Raw genomic sequence first — 19,341 nt, forward strand, 5'->3', positions numbered from 1 at the left:
CACCACGAAACCACCCTTCGCGCCCACCGGCACGATCACCGCGTTCTTCACCGCCTGCGCCTTCACCAGACCCAGGATCTCGGTCCGGAAATCCTCCAACCGATCCGACCACCGCAAACCACCACGCGCCACCGCGCCGAACCGCAGATGCACACCCTCCACCCGCGGCGAATACACGAAGATCTCGTACTTCGGCCGCGGCTGCGGCAGCAGGGTGATGGACTGCGGGTCGAATTTCAGGGAGAGGTGCGCGGGCGGTTCGCCCTCGCCGTCGCGGCGGAAATAGTTCGTACGCAGGGTCGCGGTGACCACATTGAGCACCGCGCGCAGTACGCGGTCGGTGTCCAGACTGACCACCGCGTCGATCTCGGCTTCCAGCCATTCCGCGATACCCGCAGCCGAATCGGCGTCGCCGTCGGGATCGAAATACGCCTCGAACAGTCGCACGAAACCGCGCGACATATCCGGATTCGCCAGCAGCACCCGGGTGATACCGGCGGCGCCGTAGGAGAATCCGGCCTGCTTCAGGTATTTCGCGTAGGCACGCAGCACTACCACCTGACGCCAGTGCAGCCCGGCCCGCAGAATCAATTCGTTGAGCGTATCGACCTCGGCGATACCGAACCACATGGCCTCGAACGCCGCGGTGAATCGCTGTGCGACTCCCTGGGCTCCGGGACTTTCGGGCTGGTCGAGGTCTGCCTCCAACTCGGGGTCCAGTTGGGTGCGTAAGACGGCAGAGACCACACGTAACCGGAAATCGTAGATCCAGTCCGAACGGTCACCGTCGGATTCGAGCTGATAGGGCCGTTCGTCCACGACCTCGACGCCGAGGCTGTGCAGCACCGGCAGCACCCGGCTGAGCGAAACGCCCTCGCCCGCGGCGTAGAGCGTGAATCGCCACTCACCCGGCGGGGCCTCGGCCGTTCGGTACAGCGCGGTCCGGAAACGCGCCGACCCCAGTTCGTCCGGATCAATCCGGAATCGCATCGGCGAAACTGTGTCCTGCATTGTCGTCACCGTGATCCGCGCCTTTCCGCTTCGGTTTCGAACTTCCTTCACCAGGCACTATACGTGTTTATTGTGCCGTTGTATAGCGGTACGTTACGCGTGTGTAAACGGTCACCGGATTCGGCGCGCGGGGACGGAAGCACACCGATGAGATGTCCGCCACGGCACGGACTCCGGGAGGTCCGCGCTACGGATGCAGCAACCCGGACCGGATCAGGAAGGTGCGCGCGCCCGCGCTGTCGGTGAACGCACCGGTGTCCACCCGCAGACCCGACTGAGTATCGGCGTACCAGATCGCCGCCGAGGCACTGATCGCCGCGAACACCGCACCGTCGGAGACGACACTGCCCCCGGCGGAACGCCATTGCGCGATGGCCTGGGCAAGAGAACCGGGTGCGGCGGTCTGCACCTGGAACGCCAGCGGGCGGCCGCCGGTGATCTCGCCCATCAACAGTGGGCTACCGGCGTCGAGTACACAGCTGTGGACGCCGTCGGTGTCCTCGTGCGGCCGACAGGACGCGGTCTGCAACGGGCCGGGCAGGGCCGATACGGCATCGGTCGCCGAGGCGGGCCCGCCGCCGCCGAAACCCGACGGCCCGATGAGAGGCGGACCTGAGAGAGTGCAGGATTTCACCATCAGGAAAGCGAGCACCAGCAGAACCGCCACCGCGATTCCGCCGGCCGCACGCCATTGCCATTTCGGATGGTGCTTCCTGACTACGGTTTCCGCTTCGTCGACCAGATGGGAACGAACGAATCCGAGCACACCGTGATGGTGCCGGTCGTGTCGCCCGGGCTCGGGGTGCCCGGAGTCCCGATGCTCCGGCGAGGCCGTCCCGGAACCGCTGTGGTGCCCGTGCCTTCCCGGCGCTCCCAGCGCCGCGGTCCAGCCGCTCACTTCGGCCGGATGGGCGGATGCCATACCGTGGTGAGGCACCGGCGCCGCGGGACCGTCGTGCCCGGTCGGCGGTCCGGGCAACGGCGCACCGCAATTCGCGCATGCCGAGACCCCGGCAGCAGCGGAATGACCGCAGTACTGGCATCGCACCGTCATCGCCGCGCTCCGTCTCCCATCGCCGCCCTCACTGCCCGGTGATGACGATCGAGGAGATGGCCACGGTGTTGGCCGATGTGTCGCCGCTGGATTTCAATACGGTGAGCGTGATCTCCGACGCTTCGATCGGTGGCTCGATCTGCGTCACCACCAGCGACCGCTGGTCCAGCGTCTCCTGCGTATAGGTGGTCTTGTCGTCGTCGTTCAGCTGGTAGGAAACACGGCTGACCGTGCGGAATTTCGTCCACTGATCGGTACCGTCGGTGCCCACGTGGTCCCAACCGGGCACGATGGCGATCGAATCGATCTCGTACTTCTTACCCAGATCGATCCGGAGTACCTGACCGTCGATCTTGTATGCGCGGGGGCACGACCAGGCCTTGTCCGGTTCGCCGGAGAAAGCGTCCATACCGTCGGTGCCACCGGACGGGCACTTCGACTCTGCCGATTCCGGTTCGATGGTGCCGCTATGGGGCTCAGGGGTGGTTTGAGGCGCCGGCTGGGTCGGCGCCGAAGCGACCGCCAGCGGCTGGGTCTGCGAGGTGTCCTCTTTACCGCCGGTAAACACCAGCAGCACCACGATGAGCAGCGCGACCACTGCCGCGACCGCCAGCGCCACCCGCGGTTTGCGCAGCTGGTCCAGGACCTCGCGGGCCATTTCCTGCGGCGACTGCCGTTCGGAGCGGGCGGTTTCGGGTTCGGTCACCGGCCGGGCCTCGGCCTCGGGCGGGGCCGTCGAGTTCAGCCGGTCCGCCACCCGTTCGGCGTTGTCGGAGGCAAACGATGATTCACGGGTATCGGGCAACTGTCCGCTGAGCAGCGCGTTGATCCGCTCGCTCGCCGAAGGTCCGGCCGTCGACCGACGCGGGCGCGATACCGCGGGAGCGGAATCCGGTTCCGGCGCGGGCGACCGCACGCCCACGGGCGGTGGAGTGTCGTCGACCCGCGCCGATGCCTCACGCGCCGGGGACGCCGCAGGTGGAGGGGGCGCCGCAGGCGGAGGGGACACCGGGGGCGCCGAGGCGAGTCGCGATTCGTCGAAGGCGATCTCGGGAGCCACCGGACCGGCAGTGCGCGCTGCCTCGGGTGCGGGAGACACCGCTTCGGGCGTGTTCCCCGTGAGCCCGAAAGCCGGATCCGCAAGAAGCGCATCCAAAATCGCACCTCGATTGCGGAGAAATACGTCTCCGGAATCCGCATCGGGCATAGCCGGAATGGTATCGGCTGGAAACCCGCCGGGGATTCCATCATTCCCATCAATGGGAACCCGGCCGGGCTCCGTGAACCGATCGCGCAGCCCCGTCCGCGCGTCGGCTCAGCGAGTTTTCTCCGCAGTCACGAAGTACTCGGGCGGCACATCGAACACCCGGGCCAGCGCGATGATCAGATCGAGTCGCGGAATGGCGTCACCGTGGATCAACCGGTACAGACCGGACTGCGAAACCGGTACATCCGGATAGGCGAGTTCCAGGTGCTGGGCGAGCGAATACAAGGTCAGCCCACGGGTCGAGCCGTCTTCGGTGGACACGACAGATTCGGCGATCAGTTCCGACAGCCGGCTGGAGAAGATCGCCGCGGCGGCCTGCCGTGGTGTCTGTTCTTGCGCGCCGTCCGGGTTGTCGAATCTGCCATTGTCGAATTCGGGATCCGCTACCACGGTCATCGAGATTACCTGCTCTGTCCTACTCACCGGGCCGGATATCCCTGAGGCCGGGTCACCGGTATGGTCCGTTCGGAGTTGCCGTACGGCGGGGCCACCGGCGGTGGCCGATCGCCGTGATCGAAATAACGGGTCTCTCCGCGCGGTTCGACCAGGTTCACTCGGACGGTGCGCATCGGGATCCGCACATCGAGCTGAGCTTCCCCGACCTGCTCGATCGACAGATCGACCGAACCGCGACGTGGACTCCCCGGATCGCTGATCGAGACGGTTGTCGGCGCCGCCGACGCCTGCGGCGGCAGCTGGTCGAAGACTGTGATGCTCGCGCCGGTGCCCGGATCCTCCTCACCCGCCTCGACCAACCGCAACGATCTGGCGTCGCCGACCGCGCTCACCAGATGCTGCCAGCGCTGCGGCCGGCTGGTGTGGACCTCGATATCGGCGCCGACCACGGTCGCGCGCAACACCAGCTGCTGCGCGACGGGCAGCATCGCCTGTACATCGACAGTGCGGCGCCGCGGATTGTAGGGGGCGGGATCGTAGAGGGGCATCGCGAGCTGATGCCGCGTCTGACCGCTGATCGCACCCAGGATCTGACCGTTGGGTCCGATCGGGACGGCGAGCCCGGCGCTCAACTCCTCGGGCGCCTCCTCGACGGTCTTCTCGTCCCGGGTCAGCTCGCGCAGCGAGACCCCGGTGGGCAGGGTCGCACGCAGCGCCACCGACTGACGGCCGGGCAAGCGGCGTAGATAGTCGGGCAGCGCTTCGGTCATGGCCGGGCCGATATAGCGGACGACGGCTCGGGGCCGGTCGGTCCCGGAAAGGCTGATCACGAGCGTGGTGCGCCCGCTGTTCCAGGTCCAGCAGTCGTCCAGGCCGGAATCGTCGAGCTGTGTCCAGTCGATTCCGAAACTCGTGACGAACCGCCCGGGCACCGAGGTATTCAGGCGGTCCCAGCGTTCGCTCAGATCACCGAGCTCGACACCGGAGTGCAGCAGCCGGGTCGCATCCAGCAGAGCCGCCGCCGGCAGCGGATGGGCCGCCACGCCCCGCTCACGCAACCGGCCGGCGATCCGGTGCGCCGCAGTGGCCAGGGTGCGCGGCGCGACCACCGCACACGGTCCGCGTTTGGCCAGTGCCAGCAGGTTGCGTTCCTGATCCAACCGCAGCACCAGCCAGGTCAGCCTGTTCCCGACTACCGGATGGGACCCGATCAGCTGGTCGTAGAGCATGCTGTAGCTGCCGGCCGCCCGCACCCGCTGACCAGTGGTCACGATATCGATATCGATACCGATGCCGTAGTGATCGAGCATCGGTAGCAGGCTCTTCACCGAGACGGTGTCCTCGGTGTAGATGGTCTGTTCGGCGATCACCGTCGGCAGGTCGAGGTTCGGTGCCAGCTGGATCATGGCAACCAGCACGTCGCCTTCCTCCGCGATACCGCAGAGCCCGGCGGCGACATCGATATCGCGGACCGGAAGCGGCGCGGTGAGCAGCGCCGCCCGGCCCGATCTACCGGTCCGGAAGTCGAGCCAATCGATGAACCATCGCACCGGTGTCCGGCCCCGGATCCGTACGACCACCGTCAGCAGCAAGCCGGCGACGATCGATGCGGCACCCCACAGCGGTAGATACGCGGACAAGCCGGCCATCACCACACTGCCTCCGATCGCCATCACTGCGAACGGGCCGCGTTCCACCCCGGCGACCCGGCGGTCCGGGGCACGTACGGCCCGTTCCGCGGTAATCGTCACTGCCGCTGCCTCCGCCACGAGTTCACACCGTAGGTGGTCGCCGCGCCGATCAGCACCGCCGCGATGATCACGATCGCCGCGGTGATACCGGGTTTGGCGTCCGGTGCCCGGGGCGGCGGCGGCAATTCCAGCGGCCCGGCCTGGAACAGGCCCTCCGGTGGTTCGGGCGGCACGCGATAGCTCAGCGCCGCGACCGGATCGATCATCCCCGCGCCCACCGTGTTGTCGATACCACGGGCCGGGGCGTGCGCGCTCGCGGTGAGCCGCGCGGTGATCTCCGCGGGGGTTTCGTTCGGATACCGTGACCGCACCAGTGCCGCGACCCCCGCGGTATACGCCGCGGCGAAGGATGAACCCCGCACGGGGACGAGTTTGTCGGGTTGTCCGACACCGTTGATCAGGCCGGTCGATCCCGGCCCCAGCGACTCGATACCGGTGCCGGGCGCGGCTACGGACACCCAGGGCCCCATCAGCGATTGATCGGTGGCGCCGCCGTACGCGGTCGTGTATCCCACCGTCAGCACGGACTCACTGAAAACACCGGGCAAAGAGGCAGTTTTCACGTACTTCCAGTTCCTGGGATCGCCTGGCCGTCCGGGGTCGAAACCCGGATTCTGGGGACAGCCCATCCCCTCGGTGTTACCGGCGCCTGCCACGATGAGTGACCCTCGGGTGTGCACGGCGTAACCGACCGCCTCGGCCAGAACTCCCAGATCGACGCCCGAGTCCACCGGCAGGCATACCGGCAGCGGTACCACGATGATGCCCGCGCCCAGGTTCGCGGCGTGGGTGATCGCGCGCGAGAGTGTCCGTACTTCCAGCGAGCGCCGCTCCCGCTCATCGCTCAAACCACGCTCCGGTCGGAACGCCGCGGACCGATAGCGAATGGAAATGATCCGCGCGTCGGGCGCCACCCCCGTGAATCCGTCCGCAGGATCGGCTGTACCTCCGATTATCCCGGCGATCAAGGTACCGTGCGCATCACAGTCTTGTAGTCCGTCGCCACCGGCCGCGACATAGTCACCGCCGCCTACCACGTTGGGGAGCCGCGGATGCGGGGAGACACCGGTATCCACGATGGCGACGGTGACTCCGAGACCGCGACTGAGAGTTCGGGCATCGGCCAGGTTCAGGGCCAATTCCGACGGCGGTACACGGGAGATATCCGTATCCTTCAGGACACCGGTTGCCTGGCAACCGTTCTCCTGCTTGGTCGGTATCTCCGGGCCCGGCGGGCCGTCCGGCGGTGCGACACCGACCACCACCTCCGGCGGCACCAGGGCAACCGAGGGCGCAGCGGTTGCGCCCAGCACAACAGCAGCCAGGGCTGCCGCGGCAGCCCCGCTCAGGCAACGGACCATCAGATCCCTCGCATGGCGGTGTACACACCCATGATCCAGAAGGCGATCACGGGCACGATGAGGATGAGCGCGTACTCGATGAGGTCGGTGATCCGGCGGGTGACCGGGGTCAGCCGCTTACCGGGCAGGCGCAGTGCCGCGGCCAGGGCGCCACATGCGATCAGAGCGGCCACCAGCACGACGGCGAGCCGCGCGAACGATGTCTCGTACGCCGTCACCAGTACGGCCGCCACACCGAGCACGGTGACCGCGGACCCGATCACCAACGCGATCGCCTGGACACGGTCGGGATACCAGCGCGACCGCATGGCCAGAATCCCGGCCACCGCGCCGGCCATCACGATTTCCCGGATCCCGCCCGGGCTGACCGCCGCGCAGATCACCGTGGCCACCGACAGCAACCCGGAAACAGCCACGATCAGACCACGCAGGCTGGTGACCGCGAGCCGCGCCCGGCTCTCGATGCCCGCCTCCGCCGTGCGCCGCGACTCTTCCGCGGCCGTGGCGTCCGCGGCGTCCTGCTCCACATCGCGGTGGGTTTCCGCATCGAAGATATCGGTCAGGGTGGCCGGGTTCACCTCGTTGCCCGGGTCGGGCAGATCCGGAGGGCGGATCTTGGCGATGACCACCGCGATCCGTGGCGCTGTGGTGAGCAGGATCAGCCCAACGAAGACCGCGGCACCCGCTACTTGACGGGTCACCAGATCGAAGTAGGCCAGCGGCAGCACGATAGCGGTCACCACGATGCCGAGCACCGCGATGCTCATCAGCGTGGCGATCCCACTGCCCGTCAACCGCATCATGGCCATGGCGGCGACAGCGGTCACGACCGCGCCTGCCACGATATTCGCCGGCGCGAAGGGCCCCGGCTCGCCGTAGGCAGGGGGAACCAGCATGGCGCTCCCCGCGAAGAGCAGCGGGATCGCGGCCAGTGCCGCGCCGAGCGAGATCCGGCGGGCCGCACCACTGCCGCGAATCGCCACCGCTGCGGCCCAGCACAGCACGCCGAGCAGCAGCGCGGGTAATCCGCACCACAGCAGCGAGCCGGACTGGGTCCATGCCCAGGACAGCATGGCCGCCAGACCTACCGCCCCGGCACCGAACACACCCAGCCCCACGATGGCGGCGGTATCGGCGTCGAACTCGGCGAATTCGCGTTCGTTGATCAGTGCCAGCGCATCGGTGATGTCCTCGACCACCGGGGTGAAGACCTCCGACGACTCCACCGGAGCCAGCATGAGCACCGTCCCGTCGACGATGTCGTGGTCACCGAGACTGCGCCAGCGGGGAATCGGCGGTTCGCCCGGGCGCGCCAGACTCCATTGACCGTGTGGCGGAGTGAAATCGACCTCCTCGTCGCCGATCGCATTGGCGAGTACGGCGACCAGGTCGTCGATGAAGGTCTCGACGGTGAACTTGGTCGGCACGACCACATCCACCTGGTAGGTGGCGACCATGACGGCGATACGCGCACGCGCCACCTCCGCGGGCGCGGCGTCGCCGGACGGAGCCGTCGGCGCCGTCTGCACAGACGTCACCGCATACCTCCGCGGTCGCCGCCGGAGGGCTCCGCGACATAACCGGGGAAGTCGTCGGCCAGGCCGGCCGCCAGGTTCTCGAAGGCCAGCGCAGTCTCCTTGTCCAACATGCGCAGATCGATCTCGCCGCCTTCGGCGAGATGGGGATCGAACGGGATCTGAACGGTGGGCCGTTGCGCCGAGGCGAACAGTTTCTCGATCGCCTCGATATCGACGGTGGGTTTCACGGGATGCTGCCGCACGATGGCCACCATGGAGGCCGCGATCAGATGATCGAAGCCGTGCGAACTCAGCCAGTTCAGGGTTGCGACGGCGCCCGTCACCCCGCCGACTGTCGCGGGGGTCACGACCACCACCGCGTCACTGGTACGCAGCACAGTGTTGGTCGACGAATCGAGCACACCGGTTCCACAGTCGACCACGAGCAGATTGTAATGGCGACGCAGGATTTCCACACCGGTCTGATACTCGGCGCCGGTCAATGCCTCCCCCGCGTCCGTACTCCAGGGTGACGCCACCACCGCGAGATCGGCCGTATTGACGGCTGTGTAGGAATGCACGGCAGAGAAGGAGTCCAGACGGCCGCCGGCCTGAGCGAGATCGCGCAGGGTCAGACCGAACTGGTGGCGCGTGGTGCGGCTGGACAGATCACCGAAGTCCGGGTTCGCGTCGATGGCGATCACCCGGTCCGGCCGTAGCTTGGCGAAGGTGGACCCGAGGCCGGCCGCGGTCGTGGTCCGGCCGACGCCGCCTTTCACGCTCACCACCGCGATCTGGTACGGCACGCTGAGCTGACGGCGGATCCGGGTGCGCCGGTTCTCCGCCTCCTGTTCGGCCGGTGAGAGGCCGATGTTGAAACCGACCTTGTTCAGCGCGCCACGTACGCCCTTGTTGGAACGCAGATGTGCCTGGCGTACCGCCGCGATCTCGGCGAGCAGTTCCGCGGAGGCCAGGGCCGGAGGGAGCACCTCGATACGCCCGGTGGCCTCATAGGCCGGACGGTGGATCCGGTCCGGCACCCGCGATGCGTCGCCGGCCTGCTGCGGAGCCGCCGGTTGGGCGCCCTGGACCGGAGAGTAGCCCGTGTAGGACTGTTGCTGCGGCCCGGCATAGCCGGAAGCGGCCGTGGAATAACCGCTCGTAGGCGTGGTTTGCGCGGGGGCGGTGTACGGCTGCGGCGCGGCCGGTGGCGACCCCGCGCCAGGCGGCGATGTCCACGTGTCCGGCGTGCCCGCGCTCTGTTCCGGCGAAGCGACCGGTACGCCGCCGGGGGGCGGCGCCGCTACGCCCTGGGTACTCTGCTGCTGCCGGCGTGCGATGGCCTGCTGCTCCTCCGCGGCCGCCTGCTGGTGAGCCGTGGCTGCGCGCTCTCGCAGACCGGCGAGTTCACCGTCGTCCACGGCCGGCGTCTCCGGCGCCGCGGGCGGGGGGCCGGTGGGCTGAGGCGGCGATACCGCGCCCTGCGGGGCACCGGCCGACGACCCGGTCACCGGAGGGTGCGGTGCGGCCGAGCTCATCTGATCGGTCCCCGATTCCGGTGCTGTCGTCGACTCGGCCCCAGCGGCCGCGGATGAGATCTCAGGAGGACCGGAAGTGCTCGCCGCCGAGGCCGCGCCACTTCCGGGATGTTCGTCGAGCTGTGCGAAATAGGCGTCGTAACCGCCTTTGGCGAGCGCGGAGGTCGCGTCGCCGTTCGTCGTCGGTGCCCGGTTCATCTCACCGTCCTCTCATCCAGCACTGGAACGTCAACCGGCACGCGCGGTAGCGAACCAACTGCGGCCGGGCAGGAGCTCGGCCAGGGTGTTGATACCACTGCGCAAGGCAGCGTGGTCACCCGGCCGGTAGGTCGACCGGGTACGGCCGTCCAACGTGATGCTCGGAGTGATCACGAACCGCCCGGAGAACGTGTCCAGCACATGCATACAGATTGTGAAGTCAGGTGTTTCAGGCCCGCCGTCCCGATGTTCCATCATGAGGATCTCGGCGTGGCGGACGATCTCGCCCAGCGCTCGGGTGAGCACATTGGCGGTACGGGGTGAGGCACCCAGTTCACGCAGGCCCGCACGCACGCCGTCCGCGTCCTGGGGCGGCTCCGACTCCCCCGGATCGGTGTCGGCACGGGTGAACGGCTCGAAATCGAGCACCGGATAGTCACCCAGAACCGATTCCAGTACCGCGGTGAGCGTATCCAGCTGCCGGCCCTGGTGGAAAACCGACTGGATGACGATCTCGTCGTCACAGCGCACGGCGAGCACATGCCGGTCCCCGCTGCGGACAAGCGAGGCGCGCAGCATGGTCGCGATCTCCCCACCGCGGCCGTTGTCGAGGACCCGGATGGCCAGCTCGGTATCCGGTCGATTCAGGCACCGCAGCCACCCGGCCACCACTGGATCCACCTCGCCGTCGGAGATGATTCCGTCCCGGGTGAGCTGTTCCGCGACGGCGGCCCGGACCCGGTCGTGATCGGAGGTTCGGAAGATATTCGGCATGATCGCGAGGACCAAGGGGTAGGTGTCGATGCCGACCATATCCTTCAGGACAAGGGCGGCATCGACGTTCAGATCCACCGATATCGGATCGCCAGATTCTTCCGCGGTCGAGGCGATTTCCATCGGCGTATGTTCTGTCAAACCACCACGCGCCTCAGATGATGCTCCGGAACAACCTGGCGACGTCTGCGTCCGCATCACCGATCATATTCGCGGCATTCTCCGTCGATCGGTCGAGGTTGGCAATACTCTGCTCATAGTTCTTGAGCCGCCTGTCCAGATCCACCGCCAGATCATCGTACCCCTGGGCGCCGGCGCCCTGGAAATCGTGGGCGAGCAGGTCTTCCTTCATCTTGTTCAGAGTGGTTATGTTGTCGCGCATTTCTTGCGTAACGCCTTTCACTTTGGTCAAAGCCTCAGTGATCAGCGCTTTATCGGTATAGATTTCATTGGTACCCATTGAAATACCTTTTCTTTCTCAGGGGTGTATACGAACTGCAGGGTCGGTCACCGGCACGCGGTCAGCTCCAGTTGCCCTTCACTTTTTCCGGATCCCAGTTCTGTTCGACCTTCCCGTCGCTCCAGCTGCCGCTTCCACCCGTGACGTTGCCATCGGTGTACCCACCGGATTCCATCCCGGCGAGCACCTTCTGCAACGCTGCCGCATCCTGATGGGTGAACTCCTGGGCCGAGGTCTTGATCATTCCCATGATCTCCTCGATCTTCATCGCGACCTGGCGCCCGGTGTCCTGAACGTTACCGAAAGCGTTGAATACCGCATCGCCGGCTTTACCCGTGAATGCCCGATCGAGGATGCCCTGCGAATTGCCCAGCGAGGTGAGATTGCCTTCCAGCGTCTGCAACGGTCCGTTCATCCCGTTGGCGAAATTCATGAGAGTTTGTTCGTCTGCCCGCGTGAAATTGCCGCCGCCAGCCATGATGTTCTTCCTTTCGATATTTCAGCGAACCCCGGCCACTCACCGGGTCCCGTACCCATTCTCCGGCTCGGTCTCTTCGTCGAGCCGGTCCAGTACTCCCACGAGTGAGGAGTCCGCGAGCAGTTCGGTATCGGGTTCATCGTCCTCGTATTCGATGACGCCGATCACCGGCGGGCGCTCGAGCTCCGGAACCTCGAACTGCTCACCCGGGGTGAAGACTTTCCCCGTTCGTGTCTCCTCATCCTTCCGGCGACGCCGCATGCGCGCGGTGGGTGCCGATACCCGCCGCGCCGCACCGCGGGCCGGCGCGGCCGTGGCCGTGCTGGGATTCGACGCGCCGAAAGCGGTGCCCGATGCGGGATTCCAGTTGCCGGGCAGCCGGAAACCCGTCGCCGCCCCGGGCATGGAACCGATACCCCCGCGGGCCATTCCGAAGCCGGCCACCGCACCGCCGCTACCGAGGGCGACCAGCGTCGAGGACTCCGATGAAACACCGGGTAGCGGATTCGAATACGACGACGATTCCGTGCCATATCCGTTGGTCCCGCTATCGAATCCCGATTCCGACCCGATCGGCTGCTGAGGATCGGTGAGCGACTGCTGTTCCGGCCCCGACGGGCCCGGATCCGTTCCCTCCCCACCGGTGCCCGAGTCCGAACCTCCTGGATTCGAATCGCCCGAGGATTCCGTCCCGTTGCCGGTGTGCTGCTGCGTATTGGTATCAGTAGTAGTAGTGGTCGGTTTCTCGTTTCCGGGATAGTACGGACTATCAGGGCCCTTGGTGATCAGATTCTGCAGCGGACCCACCGGATCGAGCCCCTGCGTGGGGACCGCACCAGGACCTGGTACGACGATCGGAGGAGGTGGCGTGAGCGTGCCCGCCACCCCGACCAGATCGCCGAGCAGGCCCAGAGCTCCTATTTCGTAGCTCATCATCGTCGTGGCGGCCTGAATTTTCAGGCGGTTGTACTCGATCTCCGCCATGGCGTGCCACGCAGTCGCAGCACCGAAAACCAGGAGGGCGGCAGCGGAGGCAGGTCCCGCGCCCGCGGAAGCGACCGTGCCGGATGACGCCATAAGGGCAGCCGAGGCGGCCAGCTGCGCCATGGCGGCCTCGATCTCGAACCGCGACGGCATCGTGCCGAGCGCGTTGTTGTGCAGTTGCGCCCCTCGATCGGCCAGCCGGGCGATTTTCGAAGCGTTTCGTGCCTGCTCACGCACCCACTGGTTGTGCTTGTCGAATGCCGCCTGCGCACGCTCGGAACTCGTACCGAGCGGCCACGCGTTGGACAGGGATCTGAGCAATCCATCGGTATTGGCCGCTGCGATCTCGAGTGCGTTATCCATCGCCTTGTAGGCCGTGGATGCATTGTTCAGCGGAGCCGCACCCGCTCCGGAATCGAGCAGATCTCGATTCTGAAGCGGCTCCAGGGCGAAATATTCGAAGAACGGCATAGCGTCCCTGCTCCGAAATGGCTAAGGGTCAGTCACCGAGCACCGATGCGGCAACAGTTCCACCGACGGCCGATACACCGACACTGCCGGCCGCGTCCGTGGTGGCGAAGGTCACCGAGATGGGCCCCAAAGAAGCCCCACCGGTATCGCTTTCGACGATACCGGTCGCGAGGTAGCTGGAGAGTACGGCATCGACAATGCCGAAACCGGCCGTCATGTAGAAGCCCGGTGCCCAGGCCACGGAGGGTAGCGGCACCGCGTGGGGTGCCACCGATTGCAGGAACGCGGCCAAACTGGAATTCTGCGCGCTCACCGCGGACCCGATGGCGGGAAGCTCTCCAGGGTTGACTTTGATCATCGATAGCTCCGATCGATAAGTGTCCGTGCCCGTTGCCGGTCGATGCAACAGAGCGGTACATGAAGTACGCTAGGCCATTCCCATTCATGGGGAGTCCCGCTGAACGGCCACGGGCCGGCGGTCACTCGGGGATCCAGGCCGACTGCACCAGATCCTTGGTCGAGGTGAGAGGCTCCACCAGAATCCCGCGTCCCACAGGTTGTTTGGTGGGTTTCACATCGCCGATCAGCATGCCGTCGAGTCTTGTCCCGTCCATGATCAAGCCCGAGGAGTTCAGGTTCTTCATCTGTCCGAGCACGCTGTCGTACATGGCGCTTTCGGCTTGGGCGATACTGCGCGCGACGATCAGGTGGAAGCCGGTATCGCGGCTGTCGACAATGAGTTCCTTCAGCGGTTCCAGCGGATTCATCTGCCCGCGCGGGGCGACCATGTGATAGTCGTCGATAACCACGAATATCTCCGGTCCGCTCCACCAGGACCGCTCTTTCAGCTGCTGAGAGGTCACCCCGTCCGGGGGGCGCCGGGCGCGTAGCTTCTCCGCGACGAACGGCAGATCGTGCACCAGATCGCGGTTGCTGGTGAGGTAGCCGATCGAGTGTTCTTCCGAAACCGCGTCCATATGCCGACGGCGGTAATCGATCAGCAGCACCCGCGCTTGGTCCGGGGTGAAGCGGGCTCGGATGGACTCCAGGAAGGCGCCCAGCACCGTCGACTTCCCGCACCCCGAGGACCCGAGAACCATGAAGTGGGTGGAGACGCCGAAATCGAGCACAGCGGGGCCGAGATCGGATTCGCGAATGCCGAACGGCACTCGCAGCCGTTCGGCCAGATTCGTCGGCGGCGGAACGTGAGCCAGGATCTCGGGCACGGTCACCTGGCTCGGCAGCAGCCGGACCTCGGGTGCCTTCCTGCCCGCATAGGTCCCGCTCACCTGAGCTATCGCCGCATTCAACCCCGCGGCCGCCGTTTCGGCGTCACCGTTGCCGTCGGTGCGGGGCAACGCGGTGAGCATATGCAGGGCATCGGTCGAGACACAGCGGCCAGGACGGTCCGGTGGCACTGCGGCCACCACGGCACGGTGGGCACCGAACACGGTATCGGTCAGGTCACCGAGTCGCATCTCCAGGCGTGTCTGGATCAGATCCTTGAGCTGGGGCCGGATCGCGGCCCAGCGGGAACTGCTGACCACCAGGTGCACACCGTAGTTCAGTCCCTGGAGGGCAACGGACTCCATGGTTGGCATGTACTCGTCGTAGTACGGGCCGTTGGCGGCGAATCCGATGTCCCAGCCGTCCACGACCACGAACACATCTCCGTAATCGTCGCCGTAGGACGACAACTCGGCCGACCCCTCGGGCGTATTTCGGCGCCGCCGGAATTCACGCATGGAGTCGATACCGAGGTGATCGAACAGCGCCTGCCGGGAGGCGATCAGATTTCGTATCAACGCGAAGGTCCGCCGGATCCGGTCCAGATCGCGCGCCGAGGCCACCGAGCCCACATGCGGCAGCCCGCGCATCGCGGACAGGCCACCGGAGAAGTCGAAGCAGTAGAACTGCACCTGTTCCGGTGTATGGGTCAGCGCGGCCGACAGCATAAGACTCTGCAGAGCCGTGGATTTACCGGACTGCGGACCGCCCACGACGGCGACGTGGCCACCCGCGCCGGAGAGGTCCACCGACCAGACGTCCTGGCGCTGCTGGCGCGGTTTGTCGATGATCGCCCACGGCAGCACGAGTGAGCCGGGTTCGGCCCCGGCGGTGAGCCGGTCCAGCGTGGGCGGAACGCCCAACGGCGGCAGCCACATCTTGTGGGCCGGACGGCCGTGCCGCGCGAATTGCTGCAGCACCGTCTCCATCACGCTCACCGGTTCGCCCTCGGTCTCCTCCGGATCGGGCGCTCGCACCGCCGCCACCACCGGCGCCTGACGTGCTTCGGCGATGAAGGCGGCGGTGAACCGCTGCGGCGGTTTGTATCCACCACCCGGCCGGCGGGCGCGGTGCGCACCAGAGGCACCGGAAGAACTTGCCTGCGCAGGGGGGGTATACGGCCCGCCGACATAGGCCGCCTGGAATCGCTGTAGATCACCTGCGCCCACCCGGAGATACCCCGACCCCGGTTTCTTCGGCAGGTGGTACGCGTCCGCGGTACCGATGGCGTCACGCGAGTCGCTGGTCTGGTTGGTGCGCAGTGCGATCCGGTAGGACAGATGCGCTTCGAGTTCGCCCATCCGGTTGGCCGGCACCTTCTGCGAGGACAGCAGCAGGTGGATCCGTAGCGAGCGGCCCAGACGGCCGATCGCGACGAACAACTTCGAGAAACTCGGGTGCTGCTCCAGCAGTTCGGCGAACTCGTCGAGAATGATCATCAGCGTGGGCAGCGGCTCCAGCCGGGCCCCCTGCTCCCGCGCCTTCTCGTAGTCGGCGACACTGGCGAAGTTTCCCGCGTCGCGCAGGATGCGCTGACGGCGGGCCATCTCGCCGTTGATCACGTCCTCCATACGGGTGACGAGATCGGCTTCCTCCTCCATGTTGGTGACGACCGCGGTCACATGGGAGAGCCGGTCGAAGCCGAGGAAGGTCGCGCCACCCTTGAAGTCGACGAGCAGCAGGTTGAGCACGTCCGGCGAATGCTCGGCGATCGCGGAGAGCACCAGGGTGCGCAGGAACTCGGACTTACCGGAACCGGTGGCGCCGATACACATTCCGTGCGGGCCCATGCCCTCTTCGGCGGATTCCTTGATATCCAGGTGCACCACCTGGCCGGTGGGGTCGTGGCCGAACGGGATGTTCAACCGGTTGCGATCGGCGTCGCGGCGCACCGGCCATTGCCGGTCCACCCGGATATTGCCCGGATCGGCGATACCGACCATATCCTCCCATGAGGTACTGCCGCTGGCCTGCTCGGCGGCCACAGCCTCCACTACGGTGGACAACCGGTACGGGGAGAGGGTCCGTGCCACCGCGGTGACCTGCGGGACCGACATATTGTCGGCAGTGCCGACCAACCGGCTACCCCGTGGTGTCAACTCCTGGAGGTTACGGTCCGCGGTGACGGTGAATTTCAGCGACCGTGGTAGCGACTGCTCGGACTCGCCGAGCCGCAGCCAGGTGCAGCCGTCGATACCGGAGATATCGCGATCGGTATTCGCGCCACCGGATTCCACGATCAGCACGTAGTGCGTTTTGTCCAGTGTCGGCTCGTTGTTCGCCGAGAACGGACCTCGGTTGAGCCCGGCGAGCACTTTCGTCCGCAGTTCTGCCACGGTCCGGTACACCATCCGGCTCGATCCGACAGCGTCGGTATCCTTCGGGTGCTGGGTATGGGGCAGCCATTTCAACCAGGCCCATTGCGGGTCGTCCGGATCGTTGAGCACCGCCGCCACCGCGACCTGGTCCGGTCCGTGCAGGACGACGATTTCGGCCAGCATGGCCCGAACCAGACCTGTCACCGCGTCGTCGTCGCCGTCGAGTCCGACCAGCGGCGCCGACAGCAGATTGATCGCAACCGGCATTCCGCCGACCGTGGAATAGGCCTTCGCGAAGCGGGTCAGCTCGACCACGCCGACCGGGTCCAGATCCGAGGTGGGCGCCGCCTCCGGGACGATGACGCGGACCTGGTTCGCGATCCGTCCCCGCCCCATCCGCACACGCAGGAACTGGGGGTTGGCGACCTGCACCTCCCACATCCGCTTACCACCGACCAGGCCGCCCAGGCCGGCCGGGCCGGGGTGGGTGTAGGAGAGGTAGTTGTAGAGTTCGGTTTCGGCCTCGTGCACCGTTTTCCGGTTGTCGGTGATCGAGCGCAGATAGTCCTTGCGTTCCTCGTTCAGTCCCGCCGCGGTGCTGTTGGTTCCGCCACCACCACCCAGTTGACCGCCGAGCATGCCGAACATCGACACGATCATCATCATGGGGAACATCAGCATCATCGGCGACATGGACCGGCCGCCGGAGAACATCATCGCCATCATGCCGACCATGGCGCACACCATGATCACAGGCATGATCATCTTTATCTTGGACATCGGCACCGGCCGGGGCAGCTCGGTCGGTGGCTGCAGGCGTAGCTCGGTGACTGCGGGAGCCTTGGGTCCACGCACCATCCGGGCCGGCCGGACGAAACGGCGCGTCGCGGTCATTTGTTACCCGTCATCTGCACACCTGTCATATTCGGCGGTATCCCGTCGTGTTGGATCATGGCGTCGCCGACCGACAGCGCCGGGCCCACGGCGAACAGCGAGACAATGCTCCACGGCGCCGGTACCGGCTCACGTAGCCCCAATGCGGTGAGCGACGGATCCATCCCGCCGCCATTCTTCAAATCCACATCGATTCCGTAACGGACACCGCTGTCGGATATCCAGTACAGCGATTCACGCAACGGCGAACCGGGTTCGGCTCCGGTGACCTGCACGAATTTTCCCGTAGTGCGGGGCAGATAAGCGTAGTCGGCGGTCATGCCGCCCGAGTACGGGGCGGTCACCAACCCGACGGTGCGGCCCTGCTCCTGTTTCGTGAGCGGCAGTTGCCGGCCGAACAGCAATCGGGTGTGCGCGTCCGGATCGGTACCGGTGCGCTTCCAGTGATAGCAGGTGACCAGGTCGCGGATGGGATCGAGGATTTCGACCGACTCGGTCGGATAGGTCGCGGTGCCCGGCCAATCGCCGGGACGTAGGTTCGCCGCGGCCACATCCGGCCCGATCGTGGTAGTGGCGACCGCACCGTGCGAGTTCGCGTTGCGCACGATCGACGCCAGCACCGCGCTGACCCGCACCAGACCGGAATTGGACACCAGGTAGTAGGTGGCCGGCTGATTCGGCGTCGCGACCGTGACGATGGAGCCGACCACCGCGTCGAGCGCCGGTTTCAGGGTGGTGGGCGTACCGGCGCCGGGTACGTCCGGCACCCGGATCGGCGCGACCTCGGGTATGGCCCCCAGTAGGCCGGGCGACGCGGCGGCCACCTGTGCCCGGCTGTCGATCCCGAGGGCCAGCATCACCGGTGAATCGGAGAGATTGATCTCGGCACGAACCACGCCCTGTTGCGGATCGGAGTACACGAGCCAGGTCGCTTCCTCTCCCCGGAGCAGCCGGGCCTGGCGACCGCTCAGTTCGTGAACGGCATCGTCGTCGACGGTGAGCGGCCCGGCGATGGCGGTGGTGAGCACCGCCGAGCGCAACAGTGTCGGCAGGCCGGTCTTCGGGTCGACCGGTGCCGCGGCACCGGTTCGCGCGGTGTCACAGACCGTCCATTCGGAGTCTTTCTCCGCCTCGTCGCTGATCTGCCCTGGCGCACCGGGTATCCCGACCCACGGGCCGCGCGGATACTTCGCGAGTTCGGATTGGGACACCTCCACCGGTTTGGCCGGTTGTCCCACGATCAGCCGGGCCGAAGTGAGATTGAGGGCGGGATGCAGACGTTCACCCAGCTTCACGTACAGCGCACCGCTGTCCTTTTCGGCCAGGATCGGCGAGTTACCGACCGGCTTAGCGGGTTTGAAGAACGCCAGGACCGCGGCTCCGGCGATTCCCACGCAGGCCAGCGCGACCCCGACCGCCAGCGCGGTGGACCGGCCGCGGGAGGGGTCGTCGATCATCGAGGCGTCACGTCGGACGAGAGCGTGCTCGATCCGGTGTAACAGAAACCGCCAACCCGAAACCTGGTGTTTGGTCACCACCCGGAAGCGTGCCACCGGTATATGTTCCTTCCGCCGACCTCGGC

The 19,341-nt window shown here is 66.5% G+C and carries 15 protein-coding genes; all 15 read right to left on the reverse strand.

Translation table 11 applies throughout. From position 1 onward, the window contains the following. Positions 1-978: NAD-glutamate dehydrogenase domain-containing protein (locus tag NS4_RS29160; RefSeq protein ID WP_245665830.1), on the reverse strand; the 978-nt coding region annotated here is incomplete at its 3' end. Positions 979-1,198: 220 nt separating this feature from the next. Further along, positions 1,199-1,777 (reverse strand): hypothetical protein, encoded by a 579-nt coding sequence (locus NS4_RS29165; protein ID WP_157106317.1) that lies wholly within the window; start codon positions 1,775-1,777, stop codon positions 1,199-1,201. Positions 1,778-2,093: 316 nt separating this feature from the next. After that, the gene (locus NS4_RS29170) at positions 2,094-3,221 is read right to left on the reverse strand and encodes a discoidin domain-containing protein (RefSeq protein WP_157106318.1); all 1,128 of its coding nucleotides are present in this window, start codon (positions 3,219-3,221) and stop codon (positions 2,094-2,096) included. A gap of 159 nt (positions 3,222-3,380) precedes the next feature. After that, entirely contained in the window at positions 3,381-3,728 is a 348-nt protein-coding gene (locus NS4_RS29175; RefSeq protein ID WP_063062699.1) for a helix-turn-helix domain-containing protein, read from the reverse strand. A 23-nt stretch (positions 3,729-3,751) separates the two neighbouring features. Next, a complete protein-coding gene (gene eccE / locus NS4_RS29180) occupies positions 3,752-5,479 on the reverse strand; it encodes a type VII secretion protein EccE (protein WP_245665826.1) in 1,728 nt (575 codons plus the stop codon). Beyond that, the gene (gene mycP / locus NS4_RS29185; protein WP_063062700.1) at positions 5,476-6,840 is read right to left on the reverse strand and encodes a type VII secretion-associated serine protease mycosin; all 1,365 of its coding nucleotides are present in this window, start codon (positions 6,838-6,840) and stop codon (positions 5,476-5,478) included. Before mycP ends, eccE begins: the two co-directional genes overlap by 4 nt. Next, positions 6,840-8,378 carry a type VII secretion integral membrane protein EccD gene (gene eccD / locus NS4_RS29190; protein ID WP_063062701.1) on the reverse strand — a complete coding sequence of 513 codons (1,539 nt, stop codon included), beginning with the start codon at positions 8,376-8,378 and terminating at the stop codon, positions 6,840-6,842. Before eccD ends, mycP begins: the two co-directional genes overlap by 1 nt. Further along, positions 8,375-10,093, reverse strand: coding sequence for a MinD/ParA family ATP-binding protein (locus NS4_RS29195; RefSeq protein ID WP_245665828.1), 1,719 nt, complete (start codon positions 10,091-10,093; stop codon positions 8,375-8,377). Before NS4_RS29195 ends, eccD begins: the two co-directional genes overlap by 4 nt. 30 nt (positions 10,094-10,123) lie before the next feature. After that, on the reverse strand, positions 10,124-10,990 hold the full coding sequence (locus NS4_RS29200; protein WP_063062702.1) for an ESX secretion-associated protein EspG: 867 nt from the start codon (positions 10,988-10,990) through the stop codon (positions 10,124-10,126). Between the two features lie 31 nt (positions 10,991-11,021). Next, complete coding sequence (locus NS4_RS29205; protein WP_063062703.1) at positions 11,022-11,327, reverse strand: WXG100 family type VII secretion target; 306 nt, start codon at positions 11,325-11,327, stop codon at positions 11,022-11,024. Between the two features lie 61 nt (positions 11,328-11,388). Beyond that, positions 11,389-11,805: a hypothetical protein gene (locus NS4_RS29210; protein WP_063062704.1), complete on the reverse strand. Its 417-nt coding sequence runs from the start codon at positions 11,803-11,805 to the stop codon at positions 11,389-11,391. 39 nt (positions 11,806-11,844) lie between these two features. Beyond that, positions 11,845-13,260, reverse strand: coding sequence for a PPE domain-containing protein (locus NS4_RS29215; RefSeq protein ID WP_063062705.1), 1,416 nt, complete (start codon positions 13,258-13,260; stop codon positions 11,845-11,847). A gap of 28 nt (positions 13,261-13,288) precedes the next feature. Beyond that, positions 13,289-13,618 (reverse strand): hypothetical protein, encoded by a 330-nt coding sequence (locus tag NS4_RS29220; RefSeq protein WP_063062706.1) that lies wholly within the window; start codon positions 13,616-13,618, stop codon positions 13,289-13,291. Positions 13,619-13,739: 121 nt separating this feature from the next. Further along, the gene (eccCa, locus tag NS4_RS29225; RefSeq protein ID WP_063062707.1) at positions 13,740-17,759 is read right to left on the reverse strand and encodes a type VII secretion protein EccCa; all 4,020 of its coding nucleotides are present in this window, start codon (positions 17,757-17,759) and stop codon (positions 13,740-13,742) included. Continuing rightward, on the reverse strand, positions 17,756-19,312 hold the full coding sequence (gene eccB, locus NS4_RS29230; protein ID WP_063062708.1) for a type VII secretion protein EccB: 1,557 nt from the start codon (positions 19,310-19,312) through the stop codon (positions 17,756-17,758). The genes eccCa and eccB overlap by 4 nt, the downstream gene beginning before the upstream one ends. Between the last annotated feature and the right edge of the window lie 29 nt (positions 19,313-19,341).

The organism is Nocardia sienata NBRC 100364, assembly GCF_001613205.1.
GTDB classification, from domain to species: Bacteria; Actinomycetota; Actinomycetes; order Mycobacteriales; family Mycobacteriaceae; genus Nocardia; species Nocardia sienata.